At 69.0% G+C, this 12,603-nt stretch carries 13 protein-coding genes; all 13 read left to right on the top strand.

What is annotated here, in order from left to right; translation table 11 throughout:
• The first annotated feature begins 32 nt into the window (after positions 1 to 32).
• The 13 genes from prmC (at position 33) to atpD (ending at position 12,523) form a co-directional block, all read left to right on the top strand.
• Positions 33 to 878: a peptide chain release factor N(5)-glutamine methyltransferase gene (gene prmC, locus AB0J57_RS08990; protein WP_366127359.1), complete on the top strand. Its 846-nt coding sequence runs from the start codon at positions 33 to 35 to the stop codon at positions 876 to 878.
• A gap of 40 nt (positions 879 to 918) precedes the next feature.
• Positions 919 to 1,566 carry an L-threonylcarbamoyladenylate synthase gene (locus AB0J57_RS08985; RefSeq protein ID WP_366127358.1) on the top strand — a complete coding sequence of 216 codons (648 nt, stop codon included), beginning with the start codon at positions 919 to 921 and terminating at the stop codon, positions 1,564 to 1,566.
• Entirely contained in the window at positions 1,563 to 2,201 is a 639-nt protein-coding gene (locus AB0J57_RS08980) for a protein-tyrosine-phosphatase (RefSeq protein WP_366127357.1), read from the top strand. Before AB0J57_RS08985 ends, AB0J57_RS08980 begins: the two co-directional genes overlap by 4 nt.
• 79 nt (positions 2,202 to 2,280) lie before the next feature.
• Positions 2,281 to 3,534 carry a serine hydroxymethyltransferase gene (gene glyA, locus AB0J57_RS08975; RefSeq protein WP_366127356.1) on the top strand — a complete coding sequence of 418 codons (1,254 nt, stop codon included), beginning with the start codon at positions 2,281 to 2,283 and terminating at the stop codon, positions 3,532 to 3,534.
• Between the two features lie 106 nt (positions 3,535 to 3,640).
• Positions 3,641 to 4,960: an undecaprenyl/decaprenyl-phosphate alpha-N-acetylglucosaminyl 1-phosphate transferase gene (locus AB0J57_RS08970; protein ID WP_366127355.1), complete on the top strand. Its 1,320-nt coding sequence runs from the start codon at positions 3,641 to 3,643 to the stop codon at positions 4,958 to 4,960.
• A 263-nt stretch (positions 4,961 to 5,223) separates the two neighbouring features.
• Complete coding sequence (locus tag AB0J57_RS08965) at positions 5,224 to 5,661, top strand: hypothetical protein (RefSeq protein WP_366127354.1); 438 nt, start codon at positions 5,224 to 5,226, stop codon at positions 5,659 to 5,661.
• A 225-nt stretch (positions 5,662 to 5,886) separates the two neighbouring features.
• The gene (atpB, locus tag AB0J57_RS08960) at positions 5,887 to 6,696 is read left to right on the top strand and encodes a F0F1 ATP synthase subunit A (RefSeq protein WP_366127353.1); all 810 of its coding nucleotides are present in this window, start codon (positions 5,887 to 5,889) and stop codon (positions 6,694 to 6,696) included.
• Between the two features lie 78 nt (positions 6,697 to 6,774).
• Positions 6,775 to 7,017, top strand: a complete 243-nt coding sequence (gene atpE / locus AB0J57_RS08955; protein WP_290111532.1) for an ATP synthase F0 subunit C — start codon at positions 6,775 to 6,777, stop codon at positions 7,015 to 7,017.
• A gap of 42 nt (positions 7,018 to 7,059) precedes the next feature.
• A complete protein-coding gene (locus AB0J57_RS08950) occupies positions 7,060 to 7,605 on the top strand; it encodes a F0F1 ATP synthase subunit B (RefSeq protein WP_366127352.1) in 546 nt (181 codons plus the stop codon).
• Positions 7,602 to 8,417, top strand: a complete 816-nt coding sequence (locus AB0J57_RS08945; RefSeq protein ID WP_366127351.1) for a F0F1 ATP synthase subunit delta — start codon at positions 7,602 to 7,604, stop codon at positions 8,415 to 8,417. Before AB0J57_RS08950 ends, AB0J57_RS08945 begins: the two co-directional genes overlap by 4 nt.
• 127 nt (positions 8,418 to 8,544) lie before the next feature.
• Complete coding sequence (gene atpA, locus AB0J57_RS08940) at positions 8,545 to 10,143, top strand: F0F1 ATP synthase subunit alpha (RefSeq protein ID WP_366127350.1); 1,599 nt, start codon at positions 8,545 to 8,547, stop codon at positions 10,141 to 10,143.
• 20 nt (positions 10,144 to 10,163) lie between these two features.
• Positions 10,164 to 11,081, top strand: coding sequence for a F0F1 ATP synthase subunit gamma (locus AB0J57_RS08935; RefSeq protein ID WP_366127349.1), 918 nt, complete (start codon positions 10,164 to 10,166; stop codon positions 11,079 to 11,081).
• Positions 11,081 to 12,523 carry a F0F1 ATP synthase subunit beta gene (gene atpD / locus AB0J57_RS08930; protein ID WP_366127348.1) on the top strand — a complete coding sequence of 481 codons (1,443 nt, stop codon included), beginning with the start codon at positions 11,081 to 11,083 and terminating at the stop codon, positions 12,521 to 12,523. Before AB0J57_RS08935 ends, atpD begins: the two co-directional genes overlap by 1 nt.
• The last annotated feature ends 80 nt before the right edge of the window (positions 12,524 to 12,603 follow it).

Below are 12,603 nucleotides of genomic sequence, written 5' to 3'. Positions count from 1 at the left end.
ATACAGCAACCCGCCCAGCCCGGAGGACCAGCGTGAACCTGCTGCTTGCCGAGGTGGCCCAGGCCACCCAGCGGCTGGCCGACGCCGGCGTGCCGTCACCGCGCTTCGACGCGGAGGAGCTCGCCGCGTTCGTGCACGGCGTCAAGCGGGGAGAGCTGCACAACGTCAAGGACGCGGACTTCGACGCCCGCTACTGGGAGGCCGTCGCCCGCCGCGAGGCCCGCGAGCCGCTCCAGCACATCACCGGGCGGGCGTTCTTCCGCTACCTGGAACTCCAGGTCGGCCCCGGTGTCTTCGTGCCGCGTCCCGAGACCGAGTCGGTCGTCGGGTGGGCCATAGACGCCGTCCGGGCGATGGACGTCGTCGAGCCGCTGATCGTCGACCTGTGCTCCGGCTCGGGCGCCATCGCGCTCGCCATGGCCCAGGAGGTGCCGCGCTCGCGCGTGCACGCCGTGGAGCTGTCCGAGGACGCGCTGGTGTGGACCCGCAAGAACGCCGAGGGGTCCAGGGTCACCGTCCACCAGGGCGACGCCCTGACGGCGCTCCCCGAGCTCGACGGCCAGGTCGACCTGGTCATCTCCAACCCCCCGTACATCCCCCTCACCGAGTGGGAGTACGTCGCGCCCGAGGCCCGCGACCACGACCCGGAGATGGCGCTCTTCTCCGGCGAGGACGGCCTCGACACCATCCGCGGCATCGAACGCACCGCCCACCGGCTGCTGCGCCCCGGCGGCCTCGTCGTCGTCGAGCACGCCGACACCCAGGGCGGCCAGGTGCCGTGGATCTTCAACGAGGAGGCCGGCTGGGCGGACGCCGCCGACCACCCCGACCTGAACAACCGCCCGCGCTTCGCGACCGCGCGCAAGGCGATGCCATGACGAAGAACGTGTACGAGAACGTGTACGAGGAGGCCCGCTGATGGCACGGCGATACGACTGCAACGACGCGACCGATCGCACGACGGGCCTTCGTGAGGCCGCGTCCGCCGTCCGCCGCGGCGAGCTCGTCGTCCTGCCCACCGACACCGTGTACGGGATCGGTGCGGACGCCTTCAGCCCGGAAGCCGTCGCGGACCTGCTGGAGGCCAAGGGGCGCGGCCGCAATATGCCCACCCCTGTCCTGATCGGCTCCCCGAACACCCTGCACGGCCTCGTCACGGACTTCTCCGAGCAGGCGTGGGAGCTCGTCGACGCCTTCTGGCCGGGCGCCCTGACGCTGGTCGCCCGGCACCAGCCGTCGCTCCAGTGGGACCTCGGCGACACGCGCGGCACCGTCGCGATCCGGATGCCGCTGCACCCGGTCGCCATCGAGCTGCTCACCGAGGTCGGCCCGATGGCCGTCTCGTCGGCCAACCTGACCGGCCACCCCGCGCCGGAGGACTGCGACGCCGCGCAGGGCATGCTCGGCGACTCGGTCTCCGTGTACCTGGACGGCGGCCCGACGCCGGGCATCGTCCCGTCGTCGATCGTGGACGTCACCGGCAAGGTCCCGGTTCTGCTGCGCGCGGGCGCCCTGTCCGTGGAGGAGCTGCGCAAGGTGGTACCCGACCTCGAGGTGGCCAATTGACCGCCCCTGAGGGGCGTGGCATAGGCACGGAGAGCTCGTTCCGCATCCTCCACGTCAGCACCGGCAACGTCTGCCGCTCGCCCATCACCGAGCGGCTGACCCGCCATGCCCTGTGCGACCGCCTGGGCGACCCGATGGGCGGCGGCCTGATCGTGGAAAGCGCCGGCACCTGGGGCCACGAGGGCGCCCCCATGGAGGCCAACGCCGAGATCGTCCTCGCCGACTTCGGCGCGGACGCGAGCGGCTTCGTCGGCCGTGAGCTGCTCGACGAGCACGTCATCCGCGCCGACCTGGTCCTGACGGCGACCCGCGACCACCGCGCCCAGGTCATCTCGATGGGCCACAGCGCGGGCCTCCGCACGTTCACCCTGAAGGAGTTCACCCGCCTCGTACGGGCGATAGATCCGGCCACTCTCCCGGACCCGCTCAGCGACGGCATGGTCGAACGCGCCCGCGCCCTGGTCCGCGCCGCCGCCGCCCTCCGCGGCTGGCTCCTCGCCCCCAGCGCGGAAGCGGACGAGGTCAACGACCCCTACGGCGCCCCGATCACGTTCTTCCGCTCCATCGGCGACGAGATCCAGCAGGCCCTGGACCCGGTGGTCACGGCGTTGACTGGGGTCTCGGCCAAGCGCTGAGGGGCGTTCCCGCGCGGCGGTGAGGCCGGGCCGGGCCTACATTGGGTGTGACGGGGCCCGCCCACGCATGGAGCCACTGATGCCGGTCACCGCTGCTGCCGCCGATGTGCGTGACGTCGATGCCCTGCGACGGCAGGATCCCGAGATCGCCGACGTGCTGGCGGGGGAGGAGCGGCGGCAGGCCGACAGCCTGCAGTTGATCGCAGCCGAGAACTTCGCCTCGCCCGCCGTGCTGGCCGCGCTCGGGTCGCCGCTCGCCAACAAGTACGCCGAGGGGTACCCCGGCGCCCGGTACCACGGTGGGTGCGCGTACGTGGACGCGGCCGAGCGGATCGCCGTGCAGCGGGCCACCGCGCTGTTCGGGGCCGATCACGCGAACGTGCAGGCCCACTCGGGCTCCTCCGCCGTCCTCGCGGCGTACGCGGCGCTGCTGCGGCCGGGGGACACCGTGCTGGCGATGGGCCTGGCGTACGGCGGGCACCTGACGCACGGGTCGCCGGCGAACTTCTCCGGCCGCTGGTTCGACTTCGTCCCGTACGGCGTGGACGCCGAGTCCGGGCTCATCGACTACGAGCAGGTGCGGGTACTGGCGCACGAGCACAAGCCGAAGGCGATCGTATGTGGCTCGATCTCGTACCCCCGGCACATCGACTACGCCGAGTTCCGCGAGATCGCCGACGAGGTCGGGGCGTGTCTGATCGCCGACGCGGCTCACCCGATCGGGCTCGTCGCGGGCGGGGCCGCGCCCAACCCCGTGCCGTACGCCGACGTCGTCTGCGCGACCACGCACAAGGTGCTGCGCGGACCGCGCGGCGGGCTGCTGCTGTGCGGGAGCGAGCTCGCGGAGCGCATCGACCGGGCGGTGTTCCCGTTCACGCAGGGCGGCGCCCAGATGCACACGATCGCCGCCAAGGCGGTGGCGTTCGGCGAGGCGGCGACGCCCGAGTTCGCGGCGTACACCCATCGGGTGGTCGCCAACGCCCGCGCGCTGGCCGACGCGCTCGCCCAGGAGGGCTTCGCCATCACCACCGGCGGCACCGACACCCACCTGATCACCGCCGACCCGACGCCCCTGGGCATCGACGGGCGCGCCGCCAAGGCCCGCCTCGCCGCCGCCGGCATCGTGCTGGACACCTGCGCCCTGCCGTACGGGGACGGGCGCGGCATCCGGCTGGGCACGGCCGCCGTGACGACCCAGGGCATGGGCGCCACGGACATGGAGCGGATCGCCGCCCTGTTCACGGCGGCGCTCCAGGAAGGCGACGAAGTGGCCGGGAAAGTCCGTACCGAGGTACGTGAACTGGCCGAGCGATTTCCACCGTATCGGGGGTAGAAGAGCGGCCGTGCAACCGTCCGCGGCGGACGTGTGTCCTCAAGCATGGGGACGGCAGAGCTAGGGTGTGGGGCTGAGATGGCCAGCGATTCCTGTGGGGCAGCCCGTGCGTGATTACCTGCTGACGCTCTGTGTCACGGCCGCGGTGACCTATCTGCTGACCGGTCCGGTGCGGAAGTTCGCCATCGCGGCCGGAGCGATGCCGGAGATCCGCGCCCGCGACGTGCACCGAGAACCGACGCCACGGCTCGGCGGCATCGCCATGTTCTTCGGGCTGTGCGCGGGGCTGCTGGTCGCGGACCACCTGACGAACCTCAACAGCGTCTTCGAGCTGTCCAACGAGCCACGCGCGCTGCTCTCCGGCGCCGCCCTGATCTGGCTGATCGGCGTCCTGGACGACAAGTTCGAGATCGACGCCCTGATCAAGCTCGGCGGCCAGATGATCGCCGCGGGCGTGATGGTCATGCAGGGTCTGACGATCCTGTGGCTGCCCATCCCGGGCATCGGCACGGTCGCCCTGACGCAGTGGCAGGGCACGCTGCTGACCGTCGCCCTGGTCGTCATCACCATCAACGCGGTGAACTTCGTGGACGGCCTCGACGGCCTGGCCGCCGGCATGGTGTGCATCGCCGCCGCCGCGTTCTTCCTGTACGCGTATCGCATCTGGTACGGCTTCACCATCGAGGCCGCCGCCCCGGCGACGCTGTTCGCGGTGATCCTGATGGGCATGTGCCTGGGCTTCCTGCCGCACAACATGCACCCGGCGCGGATCTTCATGGGCGACTCCGGCTCGATGCTGATCGGCCTGGTGCTGGCCGCCTCCGCGATCTCGATCACCGGCCAGGTCGACCCCGACGCGCTGAAGATCTTCGAGGGCTCGACCCGTGAGGCCACGCACGCCGCGCTGCCGGTGTTCATCCCGCTGCTGCTGCCGCTGACCATCATCGCGATCCCGGTGGCCGACCTGGTGCTGGCGATCGTGCGCCGGACGTGGAACGGCCAGTCGCCGTTCGCGGCCGACCGGGGGCACCTGCACCACCGGCTGCTGGAGATCGGCCACTCGCACAGCCGCGCCGTTCTGATCATGTACTTCTGGTCGGCGCTGATCGCCTTCGGGACGCTGGCCTACTCGGTGCACTCGGCGTCGATGTGGATCGTCCTGGTGATCGTCGCGCTGAGCGCGATCGGGCTGGTGCTCCTGTTGCTGCCGCGCTTCACGCCGCGCGCCCCGCGCTGGGCGGAGGCCTTCGTCCCGCCGCGCTACCGCCGCCGGAAGGTGCGGCCGGCGGCCGCCGAGGCGGTGCCGTCGCCCGCGTACGAGGAGGAGACCGAGCGCGTACCCGTCCCGGCGGGAGTCAACGGGGCGACCGCCCTCAGCGCCCTTCCCGAGCTCCACGACCGGCGGAAGGCCGGAACGCGCGGTTGACGAACCGCCCAGCCGGTTCCTTTACCAGACAAACCGATCCGCTGTCTTGCACACACGCGCAGGGTCACTCTCATGTGTGAGAGTTGGCACACCCCCGGGTAAAGACCTCATCAAATAGTTTGTGATACCGTTCACGAGACCCGGCGACAGAGCCGAAGGACCGTAGTGCGACGGTTCCTCGGCCCCCGAGAGCACGCCTCGGACCGGGCTTACGCTCGTCCATGACGACACCACTGCCCCCACCAGCAAGCGGAGATGCCGCCATGCCGTCCAACGACGCACGCACCCTGCTGTACGCCGCCGTACCCACGCTCGCCACCGGCGCTGTCGCCACCGTGGTGAGCGGTGTGGTCGCCGGCGGCAAGGGTGCGATCGGCGCCGTGGCCGGCACGCTCGTGGTCGTCCTCTTCATGGGGATCGGGCTGGTGGTGCTCCAGCGGACGGCCAAGTCTCTGCCGCAGCTCTTCCAGGCCATGGGTCTGATGCTCTACATGGCTCAGTTGCTACTGCTGTTCATGTTCATGGCCTTGCTCAAGAACACCACGCTGTTCGACTTCAAGGCCTTTGCCTTCACGCTGCTCGCGGCGACCATCGTCTGGGTCGCGGCCCAGGCCCGCGCCTACATGAAGGCCAAGATCCTCTACGTGGACCCCGCCTCCGAAAAGGGCTCGAAGCCCGAGAAGACGGGGCCGTCGACGTGAGGAGTAGGGCCGGGATAAACGCGCGTTCGCGATGCTGCTATCGTCCGGTGCCAACTGCGGCACTGCGGGCGCGGCCATCCGAGCTGACGCCTGTCCCAGCGCGAGGCTCGACGCCGAACCGCCGCCCCCCCATCCGTAAGACCAGTCCAGTGCCGAACCGCGGCTGCGTGCCGCGCCGACACAACGAGGTTGCCGTACCTATGCGCCACGCTGAAGGAGCCCGCGGTGAGTGCTGACCAGACGCTTGCCTTCGACCCGAGCTGCCACATCTTCACCCCATGCGGCTTCCCGGCGCCGGGCCTCCACACGTTCATGTACGAGCCCATCGCCACCGTGGCCGGCTTCGAGTTCACGAAGCCGATGCTGCTGGCCCTCCTGGGTTCGATCGCGATCGTTGTCTTCTTCTGGGCCGCCTTCGCCAAGCCGAAGCTGGTGCCGGGCAAGGTGCAGATGATCGGTGAGGCCGGGTACGACTTCGTCCGTCGCGGCATCGTCTACGAGATCATCGGCAAGAAGGACGGCGAGAAGTACGTCCCCTTCATGGTGTCGCTGTTCTTCTTCGTCTGGATCCTGAACCTCTGGTCGATCATCCCGCTCGCCCAGTTCCCGGTCACCTCGCTGATCGCCTTCCCGGCCGGTCTCGCCCTGGTCGTCTACGTGATGTGGGTCAGCCTGACCTTCAAGAAGCACGGCTTCGTGGGCGGCTGGAAGAACATCCTCGGCTACGACAAGAACCTCGGCCCGATCCTCCCGATGGTCATGGCGCTGGAGTTCCTCTCCAACCTGATCATCCGGCCCTTCACGCACGCGGTCCGGCTCTTCGCGAACATGTTCGCCGGCCACATGCTGATCGTGATGTTCTCGCTGGCCACCTGGTACCTGATGAACGGGTTCGGCTTCGTCTACGCCGGTGCCTCCTTCGTGATGGTCGTCGCGATGACCGCCTTCGAGCTCTTCATCCAGGCCGTCCAGGCGTACGTCTTCGTCCTCCTGGCCTGCAGCTACGTACAGGGCGCGCTCTCCGAGCACCACTGAGCCAGCCCCTCCCTAAAGACCCCCAGTCATCCGGTGGCCAACCCCCACCGGGTCATTGAAAGAGAAGGAAGATCCGGCATGTCCGTTCTCCAGACCCTCGCCGCCGAGAACACCGTCTCCGGCAACATGAACGCTGTTGGCTACGGCCTCGCGGCCATCGGCCCCGGCGTCGGCGTCGGCATCATCTTCGGTAACGGCACCCAGGCCCTCGCCCGCCAGCCCGAGGCGGCCGGTCTGATCCGTACCAACCAGATCATGGGTTTCGCCTTCTGTGAGGCGCTCGCCCTCATCGGCATCGTCATGGGCTTCGTCTTCCAGTAAGCCGGAACCGACAGCCCAACCCCTTTCACGGAAGGCACTGATGTGAACGCTCTGTTCCTTGCGGCGGCGGAGGAGCCTCAGCCTCCTATCGTCCCGCATCTCGACGAGCTCGTCATCGGCCTGATCGCCTTCGTCATCGTCTTCGCTTTCCTCGCCAAGAAGCTCCTCCCGAACATCAACAAGGTTCTGGAGCAGCGCCGCGAGGCCATCGAGGGCGGCATCGAGAAGGCCGAGTCGGCCCAGATCGAAGCCCAGAGTGTGCTGGAGCAGTACAAGGCTCAGCTCGCCGAGGCCCGCCACGAGGCCGCGCGGCTGCGTCAGGAGGCGCAGGAGCAGGGCACCGCGATCATCCAGGAGATGAAGGCGGAAGGCCAGCGCCAGCGCGAGGAGATCATCGCGGCCGGCCACGCCCAGATCGAGGCCGACCGCAAGGCCGCGGCGACCGCGCTGCGCCAGGACGTGGGCAAGCTCGCCACCGACCTGGCCGGCAAGCTGGTCGGCGAGTCCCTCGAGGACGTCGCCCGCCAGAGCCGCACCATCGACCGCTTCCTCGACGAGCTCGAGGAGAAGGCCGAGGCCGCCCGATGAACGGAGCGAGCCGCGAGGCACTGGCTGCCGCGCGCGAGCGTCTCGACGCGCTGACCGACAACACGTCGGTCGACGTGGCGAAGCTCGCCGGTGAGCTGGCCGCCGTTACCGCGCTGCTCGACCGCGAGGTGTCGCTGCGTCGGGTCCTGACCGACCCGGCGCAGGCCGGTGAGGCCAAGGCCGACCTGGCCACGCGACTGCTGAGCGGTCAGGTGGGCGGGGAAGCCGTCGACCTGGTCTCCGGCATGGTCCGGTCCCGCTGGTCGTACTCGCGTGACCTCGTCGACTCCCTCGAGGAGCTGGCGAACACCGCGGACCTCACCGCGGCGCAGCAGGCCGGCGCGCTCGACGACGTCGAGGACGAGCTGTTCCGGTTCGGCCGGATCGTCCAGTCGAGCACCGAGCTGCGGGCCGCGCTGACCGACAAGGCGGCCACCGTGTCCGCCAAGGGCGAGCTGCTGCGCAGCCTGCTCGGCGGCAGGGCCAACCCCGCCACCGAGCGACTGATCGTCCGTCTTGTTACCCAGCCCCGGGGACGTAGCCTGGAAGCGGGACTCGAGTCCCTGTCCAAGCTCGCCGCGGCGCGCCGGGACCGGATGGTCGCGGTCGTCACCTCGGCGGTGCCGCTGAGCGACCAGCAGAAGCAGCGCCTCGGCGCCGTACTGGCCAAGCTGTACGGCCGCCAGATGCACCTGAACCTGGACGTGGACCCCACGGTCCTCGGCGGGATCTCGGTGCGGGTCGGCGACGAGGTCATCAACGGCACGGTCGCAGGCCGCCTCGACGAGGCTGCCCGGCGTCTGGCCGGCTGACCAGCACCAACTCAACAAGCGTTACCTACGGCCCGGTTGGGCCGTGCAGAGGATGCAGAAGTTCTGGGGGGAGCCCCCAGATCCCCCAAAGAAACTTCGGGCCCAACAAGGAGAGCAGGGAACCCAGATGGCGGAGCTCACGATCCGGCCGGAGGAGATCCGGGACGCGCTGGAGAACTTTGTCCAGTCGTACAAGCCGGACGCGGCCTCGCGCGAGGAGGTCGGTACGGTCAGCCTTGCCGGCGACGGCATCGCGAAGGTCGAGGGTCTGCCCTCGACCATGGCGAACGAGCTGCTGAAGTTCGAGGACGGCACCCTCGGCCTCGCCCTCAACCTCGAGGAGCGCGAGATCGGTGCCATTGTCCTCGGTGAGTTCAGCGGCATCGAGGAGGGCCAGCCGGTCACCCGCACCGGCGAGGTCCTGTCCGTCGCTGTCGGCGAGGGTTACCTGGGCCGGGTCGTCGACCCGCTCGGCAACCCGATCGACGGTCTCGGCGAGATCGCGACCGAGGGACGTCGTGCCCTCGAACTGCAGGCACCCACGGTCATGCAGCGCAAGTCGGTGCACGAGCCGATGGAGACCGGCTACAAGGCCGTCGACGCCATGACCCCGATCGGCCGTGGTCAGCGCCAGCTCATCATCGGTGACCGTCAGACCGGCAAGACCGCCCTGGCCGTCGACACGATCATCAACCAGCGCGACAACTGGCGCTCGGGCGACCCGAAGAAGCAGGTCCGCTGCATCTACGTCGCCATCGGCCAGAAGGGCTCCACCATCGCGTCCGTGCGCGGCGCGCTGGAGGAGGCCGGTGCCCTGGAGTACACGACCATCGTCGCCGCCCCGGCGTCCGACCCGGCCGGCTTCAAGTACCTGGCGCCCTACACCGGCTCCGCCATCGGTCAGCACTGGATGTACCAGGGCAAGCACGTCCTGATCATCTTCGACGACCTGTCGAAGCAGGCCGACGCCTACCGTGCCGTCTCCCTCCTGCTGCGCCGCCCGCCGGGCCGCGAGGCCTACCCGGGTGACGTCTTCTACCTGCACTCGCGTCTGCTGGAGCGCTGCGCCAAGCTCTCCGACGACATGGGCGCCGGTTCGATGACGGGTCTGCCGATCGTCGAGACCAAGGCCAACGACGTCTCGGCGTTCATCCCCACCAACGTCATCTCCATCACCGACGGCCAGTGCTTCCTGGAGTCCGACCTGTTCAACGCCGGTCAGCGCCCGGCCCTGAACGTCGGTATCTCGGTCTCCCGTGTCGGTGGCTCCGCCCAGCACAAGGCGATGCGCCAGGTCTCCGGCCGGCTGCGCGTGGACCTCGCCCAGTTCCGTGAGCTGGAGGCGTTCGCCGCCTTCGGTTCCGACCTGGACGCCGCGTCGAAGGCCTCGCTGGAGCGCGGTAAGCGCATGGTCGAGCTGCTGAAGCAGCCCCAGTACCAGCCGATGCCGACCGAGAACCAGGTCGTCTCCGTCTGGGCCGGCACCACCGGCAAGATGGACGACGTCCCGGTCGCGGACATCCGCCGCTTCGAGTCGGAGCTGCTGGACTACCTGCACCGCGAGCACAAGGGGCTGATGACCTCGATCCGCGAGGGCGCGAAGATGTCCGACGACACCCTCACGGCCGTCGCCGACGCCATCGCCGCGTTCAAGAAGCAGTTCGAGACGTCGGACGGCAAGCTGCTGGCTGAAGACGCCCCGGCCGCCGTCAACGTCTCGAAGTGACGACGGAAGGGACCTGACTCATGGGAGCGCAGCTCCGGGTCTACAAGCGTCGCATCAAATCCGTCACGGCGACCAAGAAGATCACCAAGGCGATGGAGATGATCGCCGCCTCGCGCATCGTCAAGGCGCAGCGCAAGGTGGCGGCCTCCACGCCGTACGCGACCGAGCTCACCCGCGCGGTCACCGCGGTGGCCACCGGGTCGAACACGAACCACCCGCTGACCACCGAGACGGACAACCCGACCCGGGCCGCTGTCCTGCTCATCACGAGCGACCGCGGTCTGGCCGGCGGCTACTCGTCCAACGCCATCAAGGCCGCGGACCAGCTCACCGAGCGGCTGCGCGGCGAGGGCAAGGAGGTCGACACGTACATCGTCGGCCGCAAGGGTGTCGCCTACTACGGTTTCCGCGAGCGCAAGGTCGCGGACGCCTGGACCGGCTTCACCGACAGCCCGAGCTACGCGGACGCCAAGAAGGTCGCCGCGCCGCTCATCGAGGCCGTCACCAAGGAGACGGCCGAGGGTGGGGTCGACGAGCTGCACATCGTCTTCACGGAATTCGTGTCGATGATGACGCAGACGCCCGTGCAGAACCGGATGCTCCCGCTCAGCCTGGAGAAGGCTGGGGAAGAGGCCGGGACCAAGGGCGAGATCCTTCCGCTGTTCGACTTCGAGCCGTCGGCCGAGGACGTCCTCGACGCCCTGCTGCCGCGGTACGTCGAGAGCCGTGTCTACAACGCGCTGCTGCAGGCTGCCGCTTCCGAGCACGCCGCCCGCCGCCGCGCGATGAAGTCGGCGACCGACAACGCCGGAGACCTGATCAACAGCCTCTCCCGGCTTGCCAACGCGGCCCGCCAGGCCGAAATCACCCAGGAAATCAGCGAGATCGTCGGTGGCGCGAGCGCCCTCGCCGACGCGACCGCGGGGAGTGACAAGTAATGACCACCACTGTTGAGACGGCCACGGCGACGGGCCGCGTCGCGCGGGTCATCGGCCCGGTCGTCGACGTGGAGTTCCCCGTCGACGCGATGCCGGAGATCTACAACGCGCTGCACGTCGAGGTCGACGACCCGGCCGAGAACGGCAAGAAGCGCACGCTGACCCTGGAGGTCGCCCAGCACCTGGGTGACGGCCTGGTCCGCACCATCTCGATGCAGCCCACCGACGGTCTGGTCCGCCAGGCCACGGTGATCAACACCGGCGAAGGCATCACGGTGCCGGTCGGCGACTTCACCAAGGGCAAGGTGTTCAACACCCTCGGTGAGGTGCTGAACCTCCCCGAGGAGAACGCCAACGTCGGTGAGCGCTGGCCGATCCACCGCAAGGCCCCCGACTTCGACCAGCTCGAGTCCAAGACCGAGATGTTCGAGACCGGCCTGAAGGTCGTCGACCTTCTCACCCCGTACGTCAAGGGTGGAAAGATCGGTCTGTTCGGTGGTGCCGGTGTCGGCAAGACCGTGCTGATCCAGGAAATGATCATGCGTGTCGCCAACCTCCACGAGGGCGTCTCCGTCTTCGCGGGCGTCGGCGAGCGCACCCGTGAGGGCAACGACCTCATCGCGGAGATGGAAGAGTCCGGCGTTCTGGACAAGACCGCCCTGGTCTTCGGCCAGATGGACGAGCCCCCGGGCACCCGTCTGCGCGTCGCCCTGGCCGGTCTGACCATGGCGGAGTACTTCCGCGATGTGCAGAAGCAGGACGTGCTCTTCTTCATCGACAACATCTTCCGGTTCACCCAGGCCGGCTCCGAGGTGTCCACCCTGCTCGGCCGTATGCCGTCCGCGGTGGGTTACCAGCCGAACCTGGCCGACGAGATGGGTCTGCTCCAGGAGCGCATCACCTCGACGCGTGGTCACTCGATCACCTCGATGCAGGCGATCTACGTCCCCGCGGACGACCTGACCGACCCGGCCCCGGCCACCACCTTCGCCCACCTCGACGCGACGACGGTTCTCTCCCGTCCGATCTCCGAGAAGGGCATCTACCCGGCCGTGGACCCGCTGGACTCCACGTCCCGGATCCTGGACCCGCGCTACATCTCCGAGGACCACTACGCCGCGGCCACCCGCGTCAAGGGAATCCTCCAGAAGTACAAGGACCTCCAGGACATCATCGCGATCCTCGGTATCGACGAGCTGGGCGAGGAGGACAAGCTCGTTGTCCACCGTGCCCGTCGTGTCGAGCGCTTCCTGTCCCAGAACACCCACGCCGCCAAGCAGTTCACCGGTGTGGACGGTTCGGACGTGCCGCTCGACGAGTCGATCGCCGCGTTCAACGCGATCTGCGACGGTGAGTACGACCACTTCCCCGAGCAGGCCTTCTTCATGTGCGGTGGTCTTGAGGACCTCAAGAAGAACGCCAAGGAGCTCGGCGTCTCCTGAGTCCCGTGACTCGTGAAGGGGGGCGGGCACGCGTCCCGCCCCCCTTCGTACGCCCCGTTTGACCGAGGGGCCCGGCGTTT

It is taken from the genome of Streptomyces sp. NPDC049837, assembly GCF_040674455.1.
Lineage (GTDB): Bacteria > Actinomycetota > Actinomycetes > Streptomycetales > Streptomycetaceae > Streptomyces.
The sequence above is the reverse complement of the archived record's forward strand: the minus strand, read 5'-3'. Positions and strand labels throughout refer to the sequence as shown.

Excerpts from the sequence above, each read along its gene's own strand:
- AB0J57_RS08985 (WP_366127358.1), top strand. The coding sequence starts at position 919 with ATGGCACGGCGATACGACTGCAACGACGCGACCGATCGCACGACGGGC.
- glyA (WP_366127356.1), top strand. The coding sequence starts at position 2,281 with ATGCCGGTCACCGCTGCTGCCGCCGATGTGCGTGACGTCGATGCCCTG.
- AB0J57_RS08965 (WP_366127354.1), top strand. The coding sequence starts at position 5,224 with ATGCCGTCCAACGACGCACGCACCCTGCTGTACGCCGCCGTACCCACG.
- atpE (WP_290111532.1), top strand. The coding sequence starts at position 6,775 with ATGTCCGTTCTCCAGACCCTCGCCGCCGAGAACACCGTCTCCGGCAAC.
- AB0J57_RS08945 (WP_366127351.1), top strand. The coding sequence starts at position 7,602 with ATGAACGGAGCGAGCCGCGAGGCACTGGCTGCCGCGCGCGAGCGTCTC.
- atpA (WP_366127350.1), top strand. The coding sequence starts at position 8,545 with ATGGCGGAGCTCACGATCCGGCCGGAGGAGATCCGGGACGCGCTGGAG.
- AB0J57_RS08935 (WP_366127349.1), top strand. The coding sequence starts at position 10,164 with ATGGGAGCGCAGCTCCGGGTCTACAAGCGTCGCATCAAATCCGTCACG.
- atpD (WP_366127348.1), top strand. The coding sequence starts at position 11,081 with ATGACCACCACTGTTGAGACGGCCACGGCGACGGGCCGCGTCGCGCGG.